Source organism: Plantactinospora mayteni, assembly GCF_016862935.1.
Taxonomy (GTDB): Bacteria; Actinomycetota; Actinomycetes; order Mycobacteriales; family Micromonosporaceae; genus Plantactinospora; species Plantactinospora mayteni.
This window is the reverse complement of record NZ_BONX01000003.1, coordinates 148,012-169,424: the sequence shown is the minus strand read 5'-3', so window position 1 is coordinate 169,424 and position 21,413 is coordinate 148,012. Positions and strand designations below refer to the sequence as shown.

The following is a 21,413-nucleotide window of genomic DNA, read 5'->3' as shown; positions in this document are numbered from 1 at the left end:
CGATGTCCGCACCGACGCTGACCGGCGATCGACGCCGGCTCCTCGCCGAACGCCTGCTCGCCCGGCAGGCCCGCCCGGTACCGCGCCGCGACCCGGCGGCCCCGGCGCCGTTGTCCTTCGCACAGCAGCGTCTCTGGCTGGCCGACCGGATGGCCACCCGGCCGGAGCAGTTCTGCGTCCCGCTGGCTGTGCGGCTGAGCGGCCCGGTCGACGCGGACCGGCTCCGGGACGCCTTCCAGTCCGTCGTCGATCGGCACGAGGTGCTCCGGACGCGGTACCGGCCGGGCGCCGACGGGCCGGTGCAGATCGTGGCGGCCGGCGCGGCCGTCGACTTCGTGGTGGACCCGGACCTGGACCCGGCAACGGCCGCCGAGTACCGCTACGACCTGGAGACCGACCTGCCCCTGCGGGTGCGCTTCATCCCGCGCGGCCCGCACGACGCCGTGCTGGTGCTCACCGTCCACCACATCGCCTCCGACTCGTGGTCGGTCGGCCTGCTCTTCGACGAGGTCCGCGAGGCGTACGCGGCCGGGCTGGCGAACCGCCCGGCCGACCTGCCCGAGCTGCCGGTCCAGTACGCCGATTACGCCCTGTGGCAGCACGCCCAGGCGCGCGGCGACCGCCTGCCGGCGCGGGTCGAGGCGGCCCGGCGGGCGCTGGAGGGCGCTCCGGACAGCCTGGAACTGCCGCACGACCGGCCCCGCCCGGCCACCCGCACCGGCCTGGGCGCCTTCCACCGCAGCACGCTGCCGCCCGGCCTCGCCGCGCGGGTGTACGCCGCCGCCCGGGCCGCGAAGGTCAGCCCGTTCACCCTGCTGCTCGCCCTGTGCCGGGTGCTGCTCGGCCGGCATGCCGGGACCGGCGACGTGGTGATCGGCATCCCGGCCGCCGGGCGCGGCCGGCCCGAGATCGACCGGCTGATCGGGTGCTTCCTCAACATGCTGGTGGTGCGCGGCGACATCGGCGCCGCCGGAACGGTGTCCGAGCTGATCGCCGCCGAGCACCTCCGGGTACTCGCCGCCTTCGAGGCCGAGGTGCCGTTCGAGCGCCTCGTCGAAGCGGTCGCGCCGGCGCGCGGTACCGGCGTGACACCGCTGTTCCAGACCACCTTCTCGTACCGGCCCGCCGAGCCCGGCCTGGGCTCGCTGGGCCGGGCCACCGTCACCCCGTACGACCTGCCCGGCGGCGTCGCGCTGTACGACCTCGCCCTGGACCTGACCGGTACCGCCGACGGAGGGATCGCTGCGGTGTGGGCCTACGACGACGAACTCTTCGACGCAGGCACGGTGGCCGCGCTGGCTGGGCGCTTCTCAGGTCTGGTCGCCGCCGCGGTGGCCGCCCCCGCCGGTCTGGTCGCCGACCTGCCCGTGCTGACCCCGGTCGAGCACGACGACCTGCTGCGCCACGGCCGGGCCGGCGTCCGCGGCGAAGACGCCGGCACCGACCTGTGCACGGCGGTGTGGTCGGCCGGACCCGGCCCGGCGGTGTCCGACGCGAACGGTGAGCGCGACCACGCCTGGCTCACCGGGTACGCCGACCGCCTCGCCGCCCACCTGCAGAGCCTCGGCGTGCGGTCCGGCGACCGGGTCGGCGTGCTGGTCGGCCGGCGGGCCGAGCTGCCCGCGGTGCTGCTCGCCGTGGCCCGTACCGGCGCCGCCTGGGTGCCGCTCGACCCCGCGCATCCGGCCGACCGGCTGCGCTACGTGCTGGACGACTGCGGCGCCCGGGCGCTGGTCACCGACGGCGCGCCGGCCGGGCTGGCGGACGGGATCCCGGTGGTCGAGGTGGACGCGGAACGCCCGGACGCCGTCCCGGATCCGGTGCCGCGCTCACCCGAGCAGCCCGCGTACCTGATCTACACATCCGGGTCGACCGGTCGGCCCAAGGGCGTCGCGGTACCGCACGCCGCCCTGTCCCGGGTGTTCCGCGCACTCCGCGAGGAGCTGCGGTTCGGCCGGCACACCCGGTTCGTGGCGGTCAGCACCGTCGCGTTCGACGTCGCCCAGCTCGAACTGCTGCTGCCGCTCACCGCAGGCGGTCACGTCTACGTCGCCGACGCCGTGCAGGCGACCGAGCCCGGCGCGCTGGCGGCCCTGATCGACGCGTGGCGGCCCAGCACCGTGCACGCCACGCCGTCGCTGTGGCGCCTGCTGGCGCAGCTCGACTGGCGGCCCGACCCCGGCATCCAGGTGCTCTGCGGCGGCGAGGCGATGCCGGCCACCGTCGCGGCCTGGCTGAGCGAGCACGTCGCCGAGGCGTACAACTCGTACGGCCCGACCGAGGCGACCATCTTCGCGTCGCTGCACCGGCTCGGCGGGGACGCCGCGAACACCCCGATCGGCTGGCCGCTGACCAGCCACACCATGTACGTGCTGGACGCCCGGCTGCGGCCGGTGCCACCCGGCGCGCCGGGCGAGCTGGTGATCGGCGGCCCCGCGCTCGCGCACGGCTACCCACGGCTGCCGGCCCGGACCGCGGCGCAGTTCGTGCCCGACCCGTACGGACCGCCGGGCAGCCGGATGTACCGCACCGGCGACATCGTCCGGGTCGGACCGGACGGGCGGATGCGGTTCCTCGGCCGCGACGACCACCAGATCAAGGTCCGCGGCTTCCGGATCGAGGCTGCGGAGGTGGAGGCGGCCCTGACCGCGTGCCCGGGCGTCACCGGTGCGGTGGTCACCGCGGGCCGGGACGCCAGCGGCGACGCCCGGCTGATCGGGTACCTGACCGGCGACGTGCCCGCCCCCGCCGCGCTGCGCGCGGCGCTGCGTGAACGACTGCCCGACTACATGGTCCCGTCGCTGTTCGTGACCCTCGACGCCTTCCCGCTCACCCCGACCGGCAAGGTCGACCGGGCCGCCCTGCCCGAACCCGGCCCGGTGACCGGCGACCCGGCAGACCGGCCGCAAGGCCCCACCGAGGAGGTCGTCGCCCGGATCTGGGCCGAACTGCTCGGCCTGGACACGGTGCCGGCGACAGCGAACTTCTTCGACCTGGGCGGCCACTCGCTGACCCTGGCCCGGCTCGCGTTCGCGCTGGGGTCCGAATTCGGCGTCGAGGTGGCCTTCAACGGCCTGTTCGAGCGGCAGACCGTCACCGAGCAGGCCGCCCTGGTCGAGGAGCTGCTGGTGGCCCAGATCCTGGCGCTCGGCGACGACGAGGCCGACGAGCAGCTACGGAGGCTGTCATGACGGTCGCCCGCAGCCCGGTCCGGCTCACCCCGGCCCAGCAGGCGTTGCTCACCCGGCGGCTGCGGGGCGGCGGTTTCCCCGCCGTCGCCCCGCGCCCCGGCCCGGCCGCGCTCACACCCACCCCGGCCGAGGCCCCGCTGTCGTTCGCCCAGGAACGCCTGTGGGTACACGACCGGCTGTATCCCGACTCGGTCCTGTACGCCACCGGGATCGCGCTCCGGGTCGAGGCGCCGCTCGACCCGGACCTCGTGGCCGAGGCGATACGCCGGCTGCGCGCCCGGCACGAGGTGCTGCGCACCCGCTTCGCCGAGCGCGACGGCACCGTCCGGCAGATCGTCACCGACGAGGACCCGCCGCTTCGCGTCAACGACCTGCGCGGCGTTCCGGAGGACGAGGCCGAGGCGCGCGTCCAGGAGGTGCTGCGCGACGACTTCAGCCGCGGGTACGACCTGAGCAGCGGCCCGATGACCCGGGGTCGGCTGATTCGGTTGCCCGGCGACCGTACCGTGCTGTCCTTCGCCACCCACCACGTCGCCGCCGACGCGTGGTCGTTCGAGATCGCCCGGACCGAGCTGAGCGACTGCTACGCCGCGCTCGCGGCCGGACGCCCTTACGACCCGCCGCCGCCCGACCGGCAGTACCGCGACGTCGCCGTGGCCGAGCGCCGGGCGTGGCCGCCGGAGCGGCTGCGCGCGGTGGCCAACGACCGGGCCGACGCGTTGCGCGACGCCCCCGCCCGCCTGGACCTGCCCACCGGGCGGCCACGCGCGAACGGTCGCGGCTCGGGCGACATCCTCGTCGACGGCCACCTGCCCGCCGCGCTCGTCGAGCCGGCCCGGGCGCTCGCCGCCGAGACCCGCAGCACCTTGCTCGCCCCGATGCTCGCCGCGTACACCCTGGTCCTGCACCGTTTCAGCGGCAGCGACGACCTGCTGGTCGGGATGCCGACGGCGGGCCGCACCGACCCCGCCGTGGCCGGGCTGATCGGCTTCTTCAGCAACAACGTGATCGTCCGGTTGCGCGTCGAACCCGGCGCCACCGTGCGCGACCTCGTGCTTGCCGCCCGGCGCGAGTCGCTGACCGCGCTCGGCCACCAGGACCTCCCGTTCGACCACCTGACCGATGCGCTGCGCGACGGGCGCCCGGCCGGCCGGCTGCCGTTCCACGCCTCGTTCAGCACGTTCCGCACCGAGCCGGCCCGGGAGACGTTCGCCGGCCACCCCGCGTCCACCGTGGACGTCGACGTCGCGCACGAGCCGTTCGACCTGGCCCTCAACATCGTCGACCAGGGCGGCACGTGCACCGCGATCTGGAGCTGGGACGGCACCCGGTTCGGGCCGGACGCGGTGGCCCGGTTCGCGGCGGCGTACCGGCGCGCCCTCGCCGTCCTGGCGGACCCGGACCGTCCGGTGGCGGACGCCGACCTGCTCGACCCGGCCGAGCGGGAGCGGGCCCTGTACGCCTGGAACGACACGGCGACTGGCGACGAGCCGGAGTTCCGGGTGCACGCCCTGGTCGAGGCGCGGGCCGCTGCCGACCCGGACGGGGTCGCCGTGTGCTGGACCGGTGGCGCCCTGACCTACGGTGGCCTGGACCGCCGGGCCAACCGCCTGGCCCGGGCCCTCGTCTCCCGCGGCGCCGGACCCGGCACCTGCGTCGGGGTCGCCCTGCCCCGCGGGCCGGAACGTGTCGTGGCGCTGCTCGCCGTGCTGAAATCCGGCGCCGCGGTGCTCGCCCTCGACCCGTTCGCCCCGGCGGAGCGCCGGGCCGGGCAGATCGCCGACGCCGGTGCTCTGCTCACGCTCAGCACGGCCGCGGACACCGAGACCGGCCCGGACGTCCCGGACACCCCGCTCGACGTCGCGCTGCACCCGCAGTCGGCGGCGTACCTCATCTCGACCTCCGGCTCGACCGGCGTCCCCAAGGCCGTCGTCAACACCCACGCCGGGTTCAGCAACGAGATCCGCACCGCGGCCGGTGTGATCCGGCTGGGTCCCGGCGACCGGGTCCTGCACCAGGCGGCCGGCGGGTTCGACCTCGCGCTGGAGGAGGTCTTCCTCGCGCTGACCAGCGGCGCCACCGTCGTCCCGGCCCCGGACGGCGCCGATCCGAGCGGGCTCCTGGACACCATGGCCACGCACCGGGTGACCGTGGCGGACATCGTGCCGTCGGTGCTGCGCGCACTGCTCGACCAGGCCGACCTCAGCGGCTGCGCGACGCTGCGGACCGTGGTGGTCGGCGCCGAGGCGCTGCCGCGGGAACTCGTCCGGCGCTGTCACAGCCGGCTCGGCGTGCCGCTGCTCAACTCGTACGGGCCGTCCGAGGCGGCGATCGCGGTCACGTGCCACCCGATCCCGACGGATTCCACCATCGTCCGCATCGGACGGCCGATCGCCAACACCACTATGTACGTGCTGGATGCCCGAATGCGCCCGGTCCCGCCCGGCGCGGCGGGCGAGCTGTATCTCGGCGGCGTGCAGCTTGCCCGCGGCTACCACGGCCGGCCCGGCTTGACCGCGGACCGGTTCGTCCCGGACCCGTACGGTCCGGCCGGCGCCCGGCTGTACCGCACCGGCGACCTGGGCCGGCAACACGACGACGGCACGGTGGAGTACATCGGCCGCGCCGACGACCAGATCAAGATCCGCGGGTACCGGGTCGAGCCGGGGGAGGTGGAGGCGGTTCTGGCCGGCTGCCCCGACGTTACCGGTGCGGCGGTCGTCGCCGTGCCCCGCGGCGGCACCCACTACCTGGCCGGCTTCCTGCTCGGCGACGCCGACCCGGACGACGTCCGCGCGCACTGCCGTGGCCGGCTGCCCGGGCCGATGATCCCGGACCGGCTGATCCCGGTGCCGGCGTTCCCGGTCACCGGGAACGGCAAGGTCGACCGGGCGGCCCTGCGCCGCCGGGCCGCCGCCGCACCCGAGCGGGCGGTCGTGGCGGGCCGGCCACCGCGCGACGCCACCGAGGAGACACTGGTCCGGATCTGGGCGGCCGCGCTCGGCCGGGAAACCGTGGGCGTGCACGACGACTTCTTCGACCTCGGCGGCAACTCGCTGTTGGCGATCCGGGTGACCACCGGGGCCCGCGAGATCGGCTACGACCTGCCGCCCGCCGCGCTGTTCGAGAATCCCACCGTGGCCGAGCTGGCCGCCCGGCTCCGATCCGTCTCGGACCGGTCCGCGAGCCGCACCAGCCTGGTGACCTTGCGGCGGGAGGGTGCGGGTGCGCCGATCGTGCTGGTGCACCCGGTCGGTGGCTCGGTCTTCGGCTATCGCGAACTCACCGGGCATCTCGCCGGGCATCCGGTGCACGCCCTGGCCAGCGCGCCCGGCCCGGTGCCGGACGTCGGCGGGATGGCCGACCGGTACCTCGCCGAGCTGATCGCCTTCGGCCCGGACGCGCCGGGCGTGCTCGCCGGCTGGTCGATGGGCGGCGTGGTCGCGCTGGAACTGGCCCGCCGGATGCGCGAGCGCACCGGGACCACGCTGCCGGTGGTCGCGATCGACTCCGGCCTGCCGGACGAGCTGGGCGCACCGGACGGCCCGTACTCGACCCTGCAGTCCTTCGTGTACGACCTCGCCCGGCTGCTCGGCGCCGAACCGCCGGTGCTGCCGCCGGACGCGGACGATCAGCCGGTCGACGAGGTGCTGGCGGGGGTGCTGCGCGACCTGCCGGACATCGGGCTCACCACGGACGTGCTCGCCGAGCGGTGGGCGACCTTCGCCGGCAACGACCGCGCCCTGCGCGCCTTCCGGCCGCGTCCCCACCCCGGCCCCGTGCACCTGGTGGTGGCCGGTGACCACCGGCCCGACCTGGACCGGTGGCGCGCGCTCTCCGAATCCCTGCACGTGTCCCGGGTGGGGGCCGATCACTACGACGTCGTGTCCGGCCCGGGCGCCGAACTCACCGCTCGGCTGATCCGGGCCGTGGCGGCGGGCCGGGAGCCGTAGATGCGCGCGGTCCTGTTCGACGTGGACGACACCCTCCTCGACTTCCGCGGCGCGGACTCGGAGGGCTTCCGCCGCCATCTCGCCGACCTGCGGCCTGATCTCGGCCCAACGGAGTTCGCGGTGGCGCAGGAACGCTGGCGGTTCTGGGGCGCACACTTCTTCGCCCGGTTCACCGCAGGCGACCTGACCTTTCCGGAGCAGCGCCGCCACCGCGCCCGCGCGGTCTGCGCCGACCTGGGTCTCCCGCTCGCCGCCGGACCGGCCGCGGCCGACGCCTGGTTCGCCGGATACCTGCGGCACTGCGAGCGGGCGTTGCGCGCGTTCCCGGATGCCGGACCGACGCTCGACGCCCTGCGCGCCGGCGGTATCCGGCTCGGCGCGGTCAGCAACAGCGGCCACGCCAACCAGGACCGCCGGCTGCGCCTCGTCGGCCTGCGCGACCGGCTCCAGGCGATGGTGTGCGTGGACGACGCGGGCGGCGTGGGCAAGCCCGACCCGGGCATCTTCCGGGCCGGCTGCGCGGCGCTGGGCGTAGCGCCCGCCGAGGCCGCGTACGTCGGCGACCACCTCGACCACGACGCCCGGGCGGCCACCGCCGCCGGGTTGACCGGCTACTGGCTGGACCGCGCGGCCACCGGCGCCGAACCGGGCCCGCCGGTGCTGACCGGCCTGGCCGAACTCGTCCCGCTGTTCGTACCCGCCCCGGAAGGAACCTGCCCGTGACAACGCCGTTCGCCCATCGCTGGGCCCGCCTCGCCGCCCACCGCGGCCCGCTCTGCCTCGGTGTGGCGCCGTCACACAAGTGGCTGCGGGCCTGGGATCTATCCCCGGACCTGGCCGGCGCCCGCGCCTACTGCCGGATCGTGCTCGACGCGGCGGGCGACCGGATCGGCGCCGTGAAGGTACAAACCCCGTTCTTCGAGCGACTCGGTCCCGCCGGTCTGGAGCTGCTGGGCGAGTTCGCCGACGCCGCTCACGACCGCGGCATGCTCGTCCTGGCCGACGCCAAGCGCGGCGACGCCGACGACACCATGGCGGACCTGGCCGCGACCTTTCTGGGACCGGACAGCGTGCTGCGGGCGGACGCGGTGAGCGTTGCCGCGTTCATGGGGTTCGGCACCCTGGCGCCGCTGCTGCGCCACGCGCACCGCACCGGCACGGCGGTGTTCGTCCTGGTGCGCACCTCCAACCACGGCGCTACCGAGGCGCAGACCGCGGTGTTGCCGGACGGGCGGACCGTCGCCCAGCATCTGGCCGACGCGGTGGCCACGGCCAACGACGGGTACGGCGACGCCGGTCCGGCCGCGGCGGTGGTCGGCGCCCGCGCCCCCGAGTCCACCGACCTGCTGGGACGGCTGGGCGGTGCGGTGGCCGAGGTGCCCGGGCTCGGGCGGGCCGATCGCGATCCGGACGAGGTCGTCGGGCCGTGCGGGTTGCTCCGACCGGGACGGGCCATGCTGACGGTCACCACCGGGGTGCTGCGGCACGGTCCGGACCCGGCCGCGCTGCGCCGTTCGCTGTCTGCCTGGCAGGCCGAGGGGGCCACGCGGCTGAGCGCTGTGGAGGTGCCGGCATGACCGAGCGGAGCGAGGGCATCAGCCAGCCCAGGCTCAAAGGTCATGACGCCGACGAGCGGAGCGAGGAGGAGGAGGCATGACCAGCGGCGTACTGGTCCGGCCGGAACGTGAGGGCGGGCCGTCGAAGCACTTCACCGCCCGGGCGGGGGAGACCCGCCTGGGTCTGGTCCGGCGGGCCCGGCAGATCCACCGGATCCTCGCCGAGCGGCACCCCGGCGCCCGCCTGCAGCTTCGCTGGGGCGACCCGTTCCAGCTACTGGTGGCCGGGGTGCTGGCCGCGCAGACCACGGACGAACGGGTCAACTCGGTGACGCCGGAGCTGTTCGCGGCGTACCCGGACGCGGCAGCGCTGGCCGGAGCCGACCCGGCCGGCCTTGAGGAGATGCTGCGTCCGGTCGGCTACTACCGGCTCAAGACCGAGGCCGTCCAGAAGGTCGCCCGGCGGCTGGTGTCCGAACACCGGGGTCGGGTGCCCCGGACGCTGGACGCCCTGGTCGCCATCCCGTGGGTCGGCCGCAAGACGGCGAACATGGTTCTGGCCAACGCGTACGGACGCCCCGCGCTCACCGTGGACACCCACGTGGGCCGGCTTTCGGCGCGTTGGGGATGGACCGACGCCTGGGATCCGGCCGACGTGGAGGCGGAGGTCGTCCCGCTGTTCCCACGCCGGGACTGGGCGCCGCTGGCCGACCGGGCGACCGCGCACGGCCGGCGGATCTGCCATTCCCGCAAGCCCGCCTGCGGCGCCTGCCCGCTCGCCGCGCTGTGCCCGTCGTACGGCGTCGGCGAGACCGACCCGGAGCGCGCGGCGGGTCTGGTCAAGTCCTGACGCCGTGGCCCGCCGCCGTTCCGTGAACCGGGGCGGCGGCGGACGCGTCAGCTCTGGTGCTGGTCCCGGATCATCCGGGCGAGCCGCTGGATCCCGTCGCGGGCCCGGGCCGGGTCAAGCGCGGAGCACGACAGTCGGATCTCGTCGCGGCCGCCGCCGTCCAGGGCGAAGAACGCCATCGGGGTCCAGATCACCCCGTACTCCGTGGCGCTGCGCCGCAGCGCCGCCTCGTCCGCCCGGAACGGGACGCGCAGCCGCAGGAAGAAGCCCCCGTCGGGGACGTTCCACCCGACGCCGAGCCGCTCGCGCTCGCCGGCCGGGAAGCACTCGTCCAGCGTCCGGAGCACCTCGTCCAGCGTCTGCCGGTAGTGCGCGGCGGCGGTCGCGGTCGCCTTGTCGAGCCGGAAGTCGTGCCGCAGCAGGAATCCGCCGAGCGCCGCCTGGGCCAGGCCGGGTGCGTTGCAGGTGACCATGCTGCGTACCTTGGCGATCTCGGCGGCGAGCATCGTGCGGCGCCCGTCCGGGCGGCGCACGGTCTGGTCGGCGACCAGATAACCGACCCGCAGCCCGGGATAGGCGGTCTTGGCGAACGAGCCGATCTGCACCACGCGCCGGCCGGTGTCGAGCGACTTCAGCGACGGCATCGGGTCCGGCCCGGTGAACACCCGGTACGGGCTGTCCTCGAGGATCAGGAAGTCGTGCCGTCGGGCCGCGGACAGCAGGGCGACCCGGTCCGCCCGGCTCAGCGTGGCGCCGGACGGGTTGGCGGCGTCCGGGACGACGTAGCAGGCCCGTACCCGGCGTCCGGCCGCCCGCTCGGCGTGGACCACCCGGTCGAGTTCGCCGAGGTCGATCCCGTCCGCGGTCTCGCGAACCGGCCGGACGGTCAGGTCGAGCAGCCGCGCCGCCCCGGAGACGCCGACGTAGCAGGAGCCTGGCACCACCAGCACGTCGTCCCGGGAGGCGAACAGCGTCCGCAGCGCGAGCAGCAGCGCCTCCTGCGCGCCGACGCTGACCACGATGGACTCCGGCGGCACGTGGACGTCCTCGGACGACGCCAGCAGCCGGGCGATCAGGTCGCCGACGAGCCCGCTCGTCGGGCCGTACTGCAGCAGACTCCGCTCCGCCGCACCCGGGTCGTCGCCGGCAGCCCGGTGATCGACGTACGCGCGGACGTCGGCCAGTACGTCGTCGAGGGAGAACTCGGCGTCGTACGGGCGCCCGGGCGCGAACGAGACCGCGTCCGGGAACCGTTCGGTCACCTCGTTGAGGAAGGTCATCGTGTCGAGCAGCGGGTCGGTGACGCTGCCGTGCAGGAGGCCGGCATCCAGGTCGCCCGGGCCGCTGCGGTGGCCGGCGAGGCGTCCCTCGGTCACCGCCCGGCCCGCCGCCGCGTGGCCGGATCCGTCGGCGAGCAGGGACTGGTCGACATCATCGCTGTTCCGGCAGCCGGCGAGCAGCAGGGCGTCGGCGTACTCCTGGGTGAGCCCGGCCAGTGCCTGCTGCACCTCGGACGCGCCGCCCACGGCGAGCGCGTGCAGGACCGGCCGACCGACGAAGGTCGCGGTCGCGCCCCGGGCCAACGCGGCCAGGACGTCGGCGCCGCCGCGGACGCCGCCGTCGACGAAGACGGGTACGTCCACCGCCGCCGCGACGTCTGCGACGGCGTCCACCGCCGCGATCGCCCCGTCCAGTTGCCGCCCGCCGTGGTTGGACACCAGGACACCGGCCGCGCCGGACTCCACCGCCAGAGTCGCGTCGTCGCCGCGCAGCACGCCCTTCACCACGACCGGCAGCCGGGTGCGCGACACCAGCCAGGCCACGTACTCCGGGCCGATCGCCGGCTCGAAGGCCGCCGCGGTGTGCGCCGCCGGGTCGGACGGGTCGGCCGTCACCGGGTACGGGGCCAGGTTGGCCGGGGCCAGGCCGGGCGGCAGCCGGAAGCCGGACCGCCTGTCCCGGCGGCGGTCGCCCAGCCGCGGCGCGTCCACGGTGAGCACGATCGCCTCGACGCCGGCCGTTTCCGCGCGCGCCAGCAGGTCGGCGGTGACGGACCGGTCCCGCAGCGGATAGAGCTGAAGCCACAGTGGACTCAGGGCTGCGGCGGCCAGCTCCTCGAGCGGGTGCCCGGAGAGCATCGCGGCGATCACCGGCAGCCCGGCCGCGCCGGCCCCGGCCACCGTCGCCGACTCGCCGCCCGGATGAGCCAGACCGTGGTAGGCCATCGGCGCGACCCCCACCGGCGCGGACCAGCGCCGGCCGAACACCAGGACGGCGGGGTCGGCGGCGGCGATCCCGCGCAGCATCCGGGGACGCAGCCGGATCGCCTCGAACGCCGTCCGGTTCGCCGCCAGGGTGCGCTCGTCACCCGATCCGCCCGCCACGAAGTCCCAGGCCGCCGGGTCGAACAGCGGCTGCGCCCGGGTGGCCAGGGCGGCCATTCCCAGGTACGTCATGTCAGGCCCGGCCCGACCCGCTGAGCGACTCGGCGCGCAGCCGCTCGACCGCCTCGTACAGCGCGCGGATGTTGTTCGAGCCGAAGCCGCGGGCGTCGTGCCGCTGGATCAGCTCGTAGAACAGCGTCGGCCGGGAGTGCGGCGGGCGGGTGAAGATCTGCAGCAGGTACCCCCACTCGTCCCGGTCGGCCAGCACGCTGGTCTCGCGCAGGTCGCCGAGCTGCTCGTCGAGGTGCCCGACGCGGGCCTGCAGGGTGTCGTAGTAGGAGCCCGGCGTCCGCGCGAAGCCCACCCCGCGGGACGACAGCTCGCGTACCGCCGCCACGATGTCCGACACCGTGAAGGCGAGGTGCTGTACGCCCGGCCCGTTGTTGCCGCGCAGGAAGTCGTCGATCTGGCCGGGCTCGTGGGTGGGGTCAGGCTCGATCATGGTGAACGTCGCGCCGTCGCCGGTACGGACCACGATCGAGTCCATCGCCTGCGCGCCGACCTCGATGTACTCGCCGGAGAACCACTCGAACCCGAACGCGCGCTCGTAGTGCGCGACGGTGTCGCGCAGGGTGCCGGCGGCCAGGCACACGGCGACGTGGTCCAGACCCAGGTCGGCGCCGACCGGCGGGACCGGGCCGAGCCGGTGCCATCCGGCGCCCGGCAGCCAGCCGGGATCGGTGACGGAGGTGGACAGCAGGGTGTGGCGGACCGCGCCGAATCCCTCGACTGCCGGCGCGCCCAACGTCCCGGCCGGGAATGCCCGCGCTCCGGCGGCGATCGCGCGCCGCATGACGTCGGCGGGGTCGTCACAGGTGAACGCGATGTCGGCGATGCCGTCACCATGCCCGTCCAGGTAGTCCCGGACCGGACCGGTGCCGCGCGGCGCCGTGACCACGATGTTCAGCCCGCCGCGCAGCAGGGTCGAGGTCCGGTCCGGTCGCTCGGCCCGGGCCACCGGGGTGAACCCGAAGGCCGAGACGAAGTAGCCGAGTGCGGCGTCCGCGTCCTCGGTCATCAGCTCCACATGGCTGATCGTGCGTACGGTCATCAGGGCTCTCCCTCCGGTCGGCGGGCCGGCTCGTCCGGCGCGCGCAAGTGATCGATGTCCCGCCAGATCTGCACCGCCATTCGGTAGGAGTGCAGGTCCTCGGCGAGGAGCGCGAGTTCGCGCAGGTCCCGGACGGCCTCGGCGCGCTGTCCGGCCAGGGCGAGCGCCCGGGCCCGGGTGACGCGGGTGCGCACCTTGTCCAGATGCGCCAGTCCGCCGGGGTCGCTCAGGATGAGGTCGGTGGTGCGCAGGCAGCGCGCGCTGAGCCCGGCCGCCAGTTCGTACCGGGCCCGCAGCAGGAGCACCCGACGCCGCTCCACGGGCAGCGCGACCAGGCGTGCGGCGGTCTCGGCGTTCTGTAGCCAGTTGCCAACGTCGGCGAGATCGCCGCCGGTGTCGAGCAGGACCGAGGTGGAGGTCCGGCACAGCCGTATCCACTCATGCAGCGGGTGCGTGGGCAGCATCGGTGTGCGGTGGGCGCGGTCCAGGTGGTCGCGGGCCTGCTCCGGGAAACCCATCCGGGCGAGTGCCAGCGCGGCGGCCTCGTGGGCTCGGCCGATCACCGCGGAGCGGCCGGTGGATTGGGCGACCCGGAGCAACCTGTCGATCGCCGTTCGCGCCGGTTCGGTCTCCAGTTGTTCGACGAGGATGGCGATGAGGACGGCGAGCACCTCGACGTGAGTGGCGGTGTGCGCCAGCATCGTGTCGCCGATCCGTTCCGCGGCGGCGGTGGCCAACTCGCGCGCGCGGCGGAGATCGCCGCAGGCGAGCAGTTCGGCTGCCCGGTTCGCCTCGACCATGATGTGCAGCCACGGGTGCCGGCCGATCTGGGGCAGGGCGGCCAGCTCGTCCAACAGCTCGACCCGGGCCGTCCCGTCGTCGAGTGCGGCGAGGATGCGCTGTCGGCGCATCCCGGACGTGGCGGCGAGGTGGAAGTCGCCGGCCGCCCGGGCCGCTCGCCAGGTGACAGCGAGGGCCGCCGAGGCGGCCGCGTAGTCCTCGGCGTCCTCCGGGTGCGGGCTCAGCACCTCTTGGAGAAGGGACGTGTCCGGGGACGGAGTTCCGGCGTCGGTGGGCGGTTCGCCGAGCAGATCGCTCACGGTCATGTCGAGCGCGGTGGCCAGGTTGCGGAGCACATCCTGTGTGGCTCGGCGCCGTCCCGCCTCGAGCCGGGAGACGTAGCTCGGCGTGACGAAGTCCCCGGCCAGCTCGCGCTGCGTGAGGCCCTTCGACTCCCGCAGCGTCCGCAGCCGCCGCCCGAACTCCGTCCGTCGATCCACCCTCACACCGCCTCATCAACTGGAGTTACGTTACTACTGTAACGGCTTCCTGACTCCAGTCAACCGCATGGATAGGAAGCGATCTGCTGCGGTTGGTCGGTGTCTCGGCGGTGTGAAAGTTCGTGACGGGGCCTTGCCTCGACGTGACGGTCATGCATACTGTAGTCATCACGCGGTTAACTGAAGTCAAGTCCAAGTCACGTCGGGGACATCTCCCGAAGGGTTACCTCTGATGCCACAGCTCACCAAGGCGCCGCGCCCCGTCCTCGCCGGCGTGGCCCGCCTCCGCTGCCACCGCAGCGGCTGCCCCAGCCTGACGCGACATGGTGGCCGGTGAATGCCGGTCAATGACCTGGATGCCTCTACCAACGCCGAGCCGGCTGGCAGCCCCGAGATGGGCGCCAGAAGGCAACCTTCGACGCCCGCGAAATGCGACCCTTCAAGAGAGGATCACCCCATGCGACTCAGGCTCCGACTGCTTGTTCCGGTACTGGTGACAGGCGCCCTCCTGCCGCTCACCGTCGCCGCCTCCGTGCCGGCCGCGGAAGGTTGCGCGGCACCCGCTTCCTGTCTCGCCGAGAAGGGGGCCATCACGGTCGTCGCCCACCCCGACGACCCCGGCGACCCGACCGACGATTGGCCGTGGGACCACGCCGGCTGACATTGCACCTTGTTCAACCTGAACCGCGCGGCGCTCACGCACCGCCTCCGACCTCGCCGGACCGCACGGGGAGGTGGAAATAGATTCATTGCACGAGCCCGCGCCGAAACGGCGCGGGCTCACGCGTGTCCGGGGTCCCGACACCGACGGCCCGAACCCGGTCTTCCCCGAGGCGCGATTCAGCTCCTGACGCGCCGTCGGACGGCGATCGTGGCCAGCGGACGCGACCGGGCGCGCAGGATCGTGACCGGAGTCCCTCGTCAGAGGTTCCCGAAGAAGATGTTGGAAGGATGTCGAGAACGGCCTGGCAACTCCGTCCCAGGCACGGAAGCGGTCCCCGTGGCCGTACAACACCGAGGAGACCCAGCATGACGATTCAGCGGATGGACAACGTCCGTCCCGGCCTCTCGCCCGCACAGTTGGCCACGGGTGAGCGTGCTTCAGCTCCTGCTAGGACTCTCCGACCGCGACGCCGCCGAGGCCGTACGCTGCCGTCTCGACCTCAAATACGCCCTCGGCCTCGACCTTGACGACCCGGGCTTCCACCACAGCGTGCTCACTGACTTCCGCGACCGACTGCTCGAGGAGGGCCGGACCGATCGGCTTCTCGACCTCGGTCTGGCCCGACTCAAGGAGACCGGCCTGGTCCGCGGGCGGACCACCCAGCGCACCGACTCCACCCACGTCCCGGCCGCCGTGCGCGACCTGACCCGCCTCGAACTGGTCACCGAAGCGGTGCGCGCCGCCCTCGAGGAACTCGCCAGCACCGCCGACCACGCGCTGGCCGGCCTCGCCGACGAGGAATGGGGCCACCGCTACGGCCGGCCGGTGCGCCTGGGGAAGAACCCCACCCGGCCCAAGACCAGGATCAACACCGCTGGGGCAGACACCCGGCGGCTGCTGGAGCACCTGGCCCGCGACCATCCCACCTTACTGGACGGACGCCAAGTCCAGGCGCTGCGTCGGATCCTGATCCAGAACTACCACTGGGACGGCGCTGGCCGTCTGCGCTGGCGCGAGGATGGCGACGACAGCGGCCTGCCGCCCTCCGCGCACCGTATCGTCTCCCCCAACGACCTGGCGGCCCGATACGCCCGCCGAGGCCGGACGGACCGAGGTCCTCGGCGCGGAACATCCGCATACTTGGCAACCGGTGCGTTCCGGGTCCGAACGCGAAGCGCGATGACCCACCGGACGCCGCGCGTCAGGAACGAGTGAGGCGTTGGCCTGGGCCCTTCGTTAGGGGCTGCCTCGTTTCTTGATCAACACGAGGAAGTGCCTTCTGATCTGGGACGATCTGGTTTGTCGAGGACCTGTGCCATCCGATACGGACGGCACGTGCCAGGTGACGGCTACCGAGGACGATTGGCGCGGGCTGGGTGGCATCCGCTCTCACGAGGTCGACTTCGGCTTGGTCGACCTGGCTCCCCGGAGTGCGAGGGTTTGTGTCACCAGTTCGTCGAGCATGATGGTGAGGTTCTTCTCCTGCGGGTCGCTCGGTGTGAACCGGGTGTAGTCCTCGAAGTCCTCGGCGAGGGTGAGGGCGATGGTGTGGTGCACGTCGGTGACGTTCAGGTCGCTGAGGATCAGACGCAGATGCTCGACGGCCCGGACGCCTCCTTGGATTCCGTAGCCGATGAACCCTGCGACCTTGTCGTTCCATTCGGCGTAGAGGAAGTCGATGGCGTTCTTGAGCGCGCCGGAGATTGAGCCGTTGTATTCCGGGGTCACAAACACGTACGAGTCGAACGAACCGATCTTCTCAGCCCAGTTGCGGGTATGGGCGTGGGTGTACTGGCCTTGCCGGGCCGGGATGGGTTCGTTGAGGTGGGGCAGCGCGTGGTCGGCGATGTCCACCACTTCGAAGGTCGCGTCATCGCGTCGGACGGCGATGTCGAGGACCCACAGAGCGACAGTGTCGGCCTTGCGGCCCGGACGGGTGCTGCCAACGATGATCGCCACCCGTGGCGGGGTGGTGTGGTCCGCCTGGTGGACGGCGGCCAGGTCAACTTGTGCTTGCATGATCGCCTTTCGATGGTCGCGTGGGAGTTTGGGGGCGCGGTGGGGTTGACGCATCGCGGTCAGTGGAAGCGGTACGCACCGAGTTCCTGCATTAACGTCATGACAGGCGGCTCGTCGCACCTGTCGTCGAGGCTCCTCCGGTAGCGCTGAAACGCCTTGAGCTGATGCAGCAGCTCCGGGCCGGCTGCCAGGTCCACGAAGGACACAAACGTCACGTTGTCTTCGAGCTGAAAGGTCGCGTAGCGCAAGTCGTCTGGCTGAACCGAGGCCAGCTCCTCATAGACGGCGCGCAGCAACTCCAACTCGCGATCGACCTCGTCAGGCTTCAGCCTCCAGCGGATCATCACCTGCACGATCTTGCTCCTCACGTCGTTGAACCCTTCGCCGGACGCTCTCCCGGATGCAGGGGTGCACGCCCAGCCGATTTCGCTAGACAGTCTGTATTTCAGAATACAGCTTGTCAAGCTAATGCTAGGATGCTGGTCATGGCCACCCGCAAGTACGAGCAGCGCCTACGGGCAGAGGCAGCTGAGGAGACACGACGCCGCATCCTCGACGCGCTGTATCAGCGACTGCGCGAGGCTCCGGCGGAGCCGGTCAGCATTGACCGCATCGCCCAACTAGCCCGCGTCGCGCGCCCCACCGTCTATCTGGCCTTCGGCTCGCGCGCCGGCCTGTTCGACGCCGTCGGGGCGGATGTGCTGCAGCGAGGCGGTTTTGAACGCATGCTTCAAGCGTCAGCTCACGCGAGCGCCCGCGAGGGTCTGCGCGGCGGAATCCGCGGCGTCACCGAGATGTACGCCGCCAACCGCGACGTGATCCGCGTCCTGTCCTCGATGGCCCAACTCGACGCCGCCGCAGTCGGCGGAGCGACCCAACGACTTGAGCAGGGCCGAGCCAGCGGCATGGCCCACCTCGCGCAGCGCCTGGCCGACCACGGGGCGCTGCGCCCGGACGTGACGGTGGACCATGCCACAGACCTGCTCTGGCTGCTAACCAGCTTCGAGAGCTTCGACCTGCTATACACCGGCCGCAAGCTCTCCGTCGACAAGGTCGCGAAGGCGCTCACTACTACCGCTGAACACAGCCTGCTCCAGTAAGGACGCACACTTCTGGCGTCCGGCTGGTCAGACGGGCGTATCGCGTTGTCCGGTGAGCTTCGAGCCCTGCGGAAACCGGGCGCGTAGGGCTCGGACGCCGACGCTGATCGGCTCCATTCTCCAGTGGTTCGCCGAAACGGTGATCGGCGTGCTGGAGGCCCTGTGGGAACTGCTGTCGGTCACCGCGTTCGTCAGCCTGGACGTGACCGGCCTGCCGCAGGTCACCGCGTTCGCGAGCACATCGCTTCACATCGTGAACGTCTGCTACGTGCTGGCGTTCCTCTGGGCGGCCATCCTGGTGATGGGCCGCGACACCATCCAATCCCGGGTCGGGCCAGGCGAGCTGATCCCTCGCCTGGTCATCGGCCTGATCGCCGCCAACTACGCCATCCCGATCTGTTCCACCGTCATCGGGCTGGCCAACGCGTTGACCGCCGCGTTGACCGGCCAGGACATCACCTCGCCCGGCTCGATGCAGCAGCTGCGGGACACCACGGTCAGCGCGTTGGGCAGCCCGACCGGCGCGACCGCGGGCAGCTTCCTGCTGCTGCTCATCGGCCTGCTGATCGCCGTGCTCACCGGCATCCTCCTCGTGCAGTGGATCATCCGGCTCGGGTTCCTCGTCGTTGCTGTCGGCGTTGCACCGATCGCCCTGGCGTTGCACGGGACCGAGCAGACCGAAGGTGGCGCCAAGCTGTGGTGGCACGCGATTCTCGGCACGAATGGCATCGTGGTCCTGCAGGCGGTCGCCCTGCACACCACGCTGACGGTCTTCCTCAACCCGGACAGCAACCTGGGCGTGCTTGGCCTGCCGGATACCCGTCGGCGACCCCGCAGCGGTCCTGAACCTTCTCATCGTGGTGTGCCTGCCGTGGGGCATCGTCAAGATCCCCGGGCTGATGAGCCGCTACGTCACCCGCACCCCGCCGTACCCGATGGGCATGATCCTGCGCGTCGTGCTCGTGCAGCAGCTGACCCGCGGGATCTCCCGCGCGTTCAGCGGCCGAAGCGCCGCACGGACCGCCGGCCGTGCCAGCGGCGGCGCGGCCGGCGCCAGTGGCACGAATCGGCCGTGGCCGGCGCACTCGGGTGGCGGAGGCGGTGGCCAACCTGCCGACATCATCGCGATCGCTTGGCCGACGCGCCGTCCCAACTACTCCTACAACCGAGAGGAGATCGCCGACGGCGTCGACGTCTACCCGGGCGATGAAAGCCCGCGCCGCTGGTGCGCGGGCGCCCGAGTCACGACGTCACCCCGCACGCCCGAATTCCGACGGGCGCTTCCCGCGAGTACCCCGAACCGGTCGGTCGTGGCCAGCCACGCCTGCCACTCGGCCGGGTCGTGCGCGGCGTCCCACGGTTGGATGAACGTGTCACTCTCCTTCAGCGGAGGCTTGTTCCGCGGTGATCAAACGATGCACAGCTTGGACGTCGGGTCCGAGCCTGGTCAGATGGGCGACGAGGTCGGCGCCGGCTGCCGCGAGTGCTTCATCGGTCATCGGGTCGAGCGCGTCGAGGATGAACAACGCTGCGGTCGTTTCGTCTCGCAGCTGGGTCCGGCGGGCCTGACGCCAGTTCCAGCGGCGGCAGGTCACCCCGGCGTCGTCGCACCACGCCACTTCCCCCGGTGCAGGGTGCTCGATCATGTCGATGCCGTCGGCGACCGTGTCGAACGGCTCCGTGCCGCTGGCTCGGATCAGCCGGGGCGGGCCGATGTACCGTGTGAGGTCCTCGCCGCCGAGGGGGATCTGGTGCAGCACCGAGACCGCGTTGTAGATGTCGGTGAGCCGGTTCACCCGTGGCAGCCCAGAATCCGCGCGCCGCAGCAGCGCCTCCAGGCTGTTGCGGGTGCGTTGCGGCTTGGCCCCGAACGCCCGGTACGCGTCCCGCCACGCCGCCACATGCGGCAACTGCTCCACCGGCCGATCGTGCAGCCACTCGCGGGCGGCGGCCTCCGCCTCCCGCAGCAGCGTGTCGCTGACCTGGTCGCGTGGACCCGGGACGACTCCGTCAACGGCCACGAGCAGGACGCGGTAGTCCGGGCGCAGGGCGAATACCGCGTCGTCGACCCGCCCACCGGCGAGTATCGCCTCCAGCATGCGCAGGTCAGGCACGGCCAGCCTCCGAACGCAGACCTGTCCCCACGACCGGTTCGAACACAGCGAGGCAGAACCTCGCCGGTTGCGTGTGGGGATTCTCGTAGGAATGCGCGACGTCCCCGGCAAACGCGAGCGCATCACCGGCGCTGAGGGTGTTCGACTCGTCGGCGACGTGGACCGTGATCGTGCCGTGCTGGACTTGCAGGAGCTCCTTGGTACCCGCCGCGTGGGCCTCGCTGACGTGCCGGTCGCCCGGTTCCAGGGTCCAGTCCCACAGCTCCACCACTTCAGTCCCGGCCACCAGCACCCCCCGGCCACCCGACTCGCCACTCCACAGCACGGCACCTTCTCCGCTGCGGGTGACCTTGACCGGCTTGGCCTGAGGCTGCTCAACCAGCGCTGGCAGCCCGATCCCGAGCGCGTCGCTGATCCTCAGCAGGGTCCCCACGCTCGGGTTCACGCCACCCTGCTCCACGTTGACCACCATCCTGCGGCTCACCCCGGCGGCCTCCGCCAGCTGATCGAGTGTCCAGTGCCGCGCTTGCCGCTCCCGCTTCACCCGGGCGCCGATCGCCAACGCCAGGTCGGCCGTACCCTGATCCATGAGTGCATGATACTGCACTGCCAGTGCACTTCGCTTTGGCCGGTCGGTCGGTGGTCTTCGATACACGCGCTGGATAGACCGCCGGTCCGCCTGGCTGAGTCCCGCCAACACTGACCATCGCCGAAACGACCGACGCTCGCTTGTCCGACCTGAGCGGCGTCGGGCCTGGGACGAACACAGGCCTGTTCGAACCGTTCCGGCGCCTCCAGGACCGAGTCGTGTCGGGACACGGCACCGGATTGGGTCTGTCGATCGTGCGGTCGATCGCCCACGCGCACGGCGGAGACGTCGCCGCGTACCCCCGCGACGCCGGTGGGTTGATCGTGACGGTGACCCTCCCGCTGGTACCGGCGCCCGATGGCGACGCGGGGCTCCAGCGACGTCGACTCTGAGGGCTGCTGCCCGAAACAACGCCCCGAGCCGTGGCACTCGGTGTTGCCCGGTGCGGGCGGCCCGCCCCATCCCGATCATTGGTCGGCCCGCGCCAGCAGCGACTGGGGTCGGCGCTGGTGGACGCCGCCTCGTACACCAGCGCAGCTTCCCGGGCCTGTCTCGCCAACGGTGTTTCAGGCGATCTCGGTTAGTAGGTTTCGGCTGGTGGG

Annotated in this window: 15 protein-coding genes and 3 pseudogenes; 10 read left to right on the top strand and 8 right to left on the bottom strand. The window is 72.8% G+C overall.

The window, feature by feature from the left end; genetic code table 11:
• Positions 1-2: 2 nt before the first annotated feature.
• From Pma05_RS02800 to nth, 5 genes are all read left to right on the top strand, one after another.
• Positions 3-3,191 (top strand): non-ribosomal peptide synthetase, encoded by a 3,189-nt coding sequence (locus tag Pma05_RS02800; protein ID WP_203855654.1) that lies wholly within the window; start codon positions 3-5, stop codon positions 3,189-3,191.
• Positions 3,188-7,144, top strand: a complete 3,957-nt coding sequence (locus Pma05_RS02795; RefSeq protein ID WP_203855653.1) for a non-ribosomal peptide synthetase — start codon at positions 3,188-3,190, stop codon at positions 7,142-7,144. Before Pma05_RS02800 ends, Pma05_RS02795 begins: the two co-directional genes overlap by 4 nt.
• A complete protein-coding gene (locus tag Pma05_RS02790) occupies positions 7,145-7,867 on the top strand; it encodes an HAD family hydrolase (RefSeq protein ID WP_203855652.1) in 723 nt (240 codons plus the stop codon).
• Complete coding sequence (gene pyrF, locus Pma05_RS02785; protein ID WP_203855651.1) at positions 7,864-8,721, top strand: orotidine-5'-phosphate decarboxylase; 858 nt, start codon at positions 7,864-7,866, stop codon at positions 8,719-8,721. Before Pma05_RS02790 ends, pyrF begins: the two co-directional genes overlap by 4 nt.
• A gap of 76 nt (positions 8,722-8,797) precedes the next feature.
• On the top strand, positions 8,798-9,550 hold the full coding sequence (gene nth, locus Pma05_RS02780; RefSeq protein WP_203855650.1) for an endonuclease III: 753 nt from the start codon (positions 8,798-8,800) through the stop codon (positions 9,548-9,550).
• Between the two features lie 47 nt (positions 9,551-9,597).
• On the opposite strand, the pseudogene Pma05_RS43885 reads toward nth, so the two are convergent.
• The 4 genes and pseudogenes from Pma05_RS43885 to Pma05_RS02765 form a co-directional block, all read right to left on the bottom strand.
• A pseudogene (locus tag Pma05_RS43885) lies at positions 9,598-10,668 on the bottom strand (aminotransferase-like domain-containing protein); the annotation flags it as partial.
• 303 nt (positions 10,669-10,971) lie between these two features.
• Positions 10,972-12,006: pseudogene (locus tag Pma05_RS43880) on the bottom strand (alpha-hydroxy acid oxidase); the annotation flags it as partial.
• A gap of 1 nt (position 12,007) precedes the next feature.
• Entirely contained in the window at positions 12,008-13,045 is a 1,038-nt protein-coding gene (gene hppD / locus Pma05_RS02770) for a 4-hydroxyphenylpyruvate dioxygenase (RefSeq protein ID WP_203855648.1), read from the bottom strand.
• On the bottom strand, positions 13,045-14,325 hold the full coding sequence (locus Pma05_RS02765; RefSeq protein WP_203855647.1) for a helix-turn-helix domain-containing protein: 1,281 nt from the start codon (positions 14,323-14,325) through the stop codon (positions 13,045-13,047). Before Pma05_RS02765 ends, hppD begins: the two co-directional genes overlap by 1 nt.
• 457 nt (positions 14,326-14,782) lie before the next feature.
• Between Pma05_RS02765 and Pma05_RS02760 the strand changes: the two genes are divergently transcribed.
• Both Pma05_RS02760 and Pma05_RS02755 read left to right on the top strand, forming a co-directional pair.
• Complete coding sequence (locus Pma05_RS02760) at positions 14,783-14,986, top strand: hypothetical protein (RefSeq protein ID WP_203855646.1); 204 nt, start codon at positions 14,783-14,785, stop codon at positions 14,984-14,986.
• A gap of 423 nt (positions 14,987-15,409) precedes the next feature.
• Positions 15,410-16,204, top strand: a pseudogene (locus tag Pma05_RS02755) (transposase); the annotation flags it as partial.
• Positions 16,205-16,378: 174 nt separating this feature from the next.
• Here Pma05_RS02755 and Pma05_RS02750 read toward each other — a convergent pair.
• Positions 16,379-17,008, bottom strand: a complete 630-nt coding sequence (locus Pma05_RS02750) for an NADPH-dependent FMN reductase (protein WP_203855821.1) — start codon at positions 17,006-17,008, stop codon at positions 16,379-16,381.
• Between the two features lie 59 nt (positions 17,009-17,067).
• The gene (locus tag Pma05_RS02745) at positions 17,068-17,361 is read right to left on the bottom strand and encodes a PH domain-containing protein (protein ID WP_203855644.1); all 294 of its coding nucleotides are present in this window, start codon (positions 17,359-17,361) and stop codon (positions 17,068-17,070) included.
• A gap of 132 nt (positions 17,362-17,493) precedes the next feature.
• Between Pma05_RS02745 and Pma05_RS02740 the strand changes: the two genes are divergently transcribed.
• Entirely contained in the window at positions 17,494-18,108 is a 615-nt protein-coding gene (locus Pma05_RS02740; protein ID WP_203855643.1) for a TetR/AcrR family transcriptional regulator, read from the top strand.
• A 52-nt stretch (positions 18,109-18,160) separates the two neighbouring features.
• Positions 18,161-19,318: a hypothetical protein gene (locus tag Pma05_RS02735; protein WP_203855642.1), complete on the top strand. Its 1,158-nt coding sequence runs from the start codon at positions 18,161-18,163 to the stop codon at positions 19,316-19,318.
• Positions 19,319-19,481: 163 nt separating this feature from the next.
• On the opposite strand, the gene Pma05_RS02730 is transcribed toward Pma05_RS02735, so the two are convergent.
• Together Pma05_RS02730 and Pma05_RS02725 are read right to left on the bottom strand one after the other, a co-directional pair.
• Positions 19,482-20,222 (bottom strand): B3/B4 domain-containing protein, encoded by a 741-nt coding sequence (locus tag Pma05_RS02730; RefSeq protein WP_203855641.1) that lies wholly within the window; start codon positions 20,220-20,222, stop codon positions 19,482-19,484.
• Positions 20,215-20,811: a helix-turn-helix domain-containing protein gene (locus Pma05_RS02725; protein ID WP_203855640.1), complete on the bottom strand. Its 597-nt coding sequence runs from the start codon at positions 20,809-20,811 to the stop codon at positions 20,215-20,217. The genes Pma05_RS02730 and Pma05_RS02725 overlap by 8 nt, the downstream gene beginning before the upstream one ends.
• 140 nt (positions 20,812-20,951) lie before the next feature.
• On the opposite strand from Pma05_RS02725, the gene Pma05_RS02720 reads away from it, so the two are divergent.
• Complete coding sequence (locus Pma05_RS02720) at positions 20,952-21,203, top strand: sensor histidine kinase (protein ID WP_372441426.1); 252 nt, start codon at positions 20,952-20,954, stop codon at positions 21,201-21,203.
• Positions 21,204-21,413 lie beyond the last annotated feature (210 nt).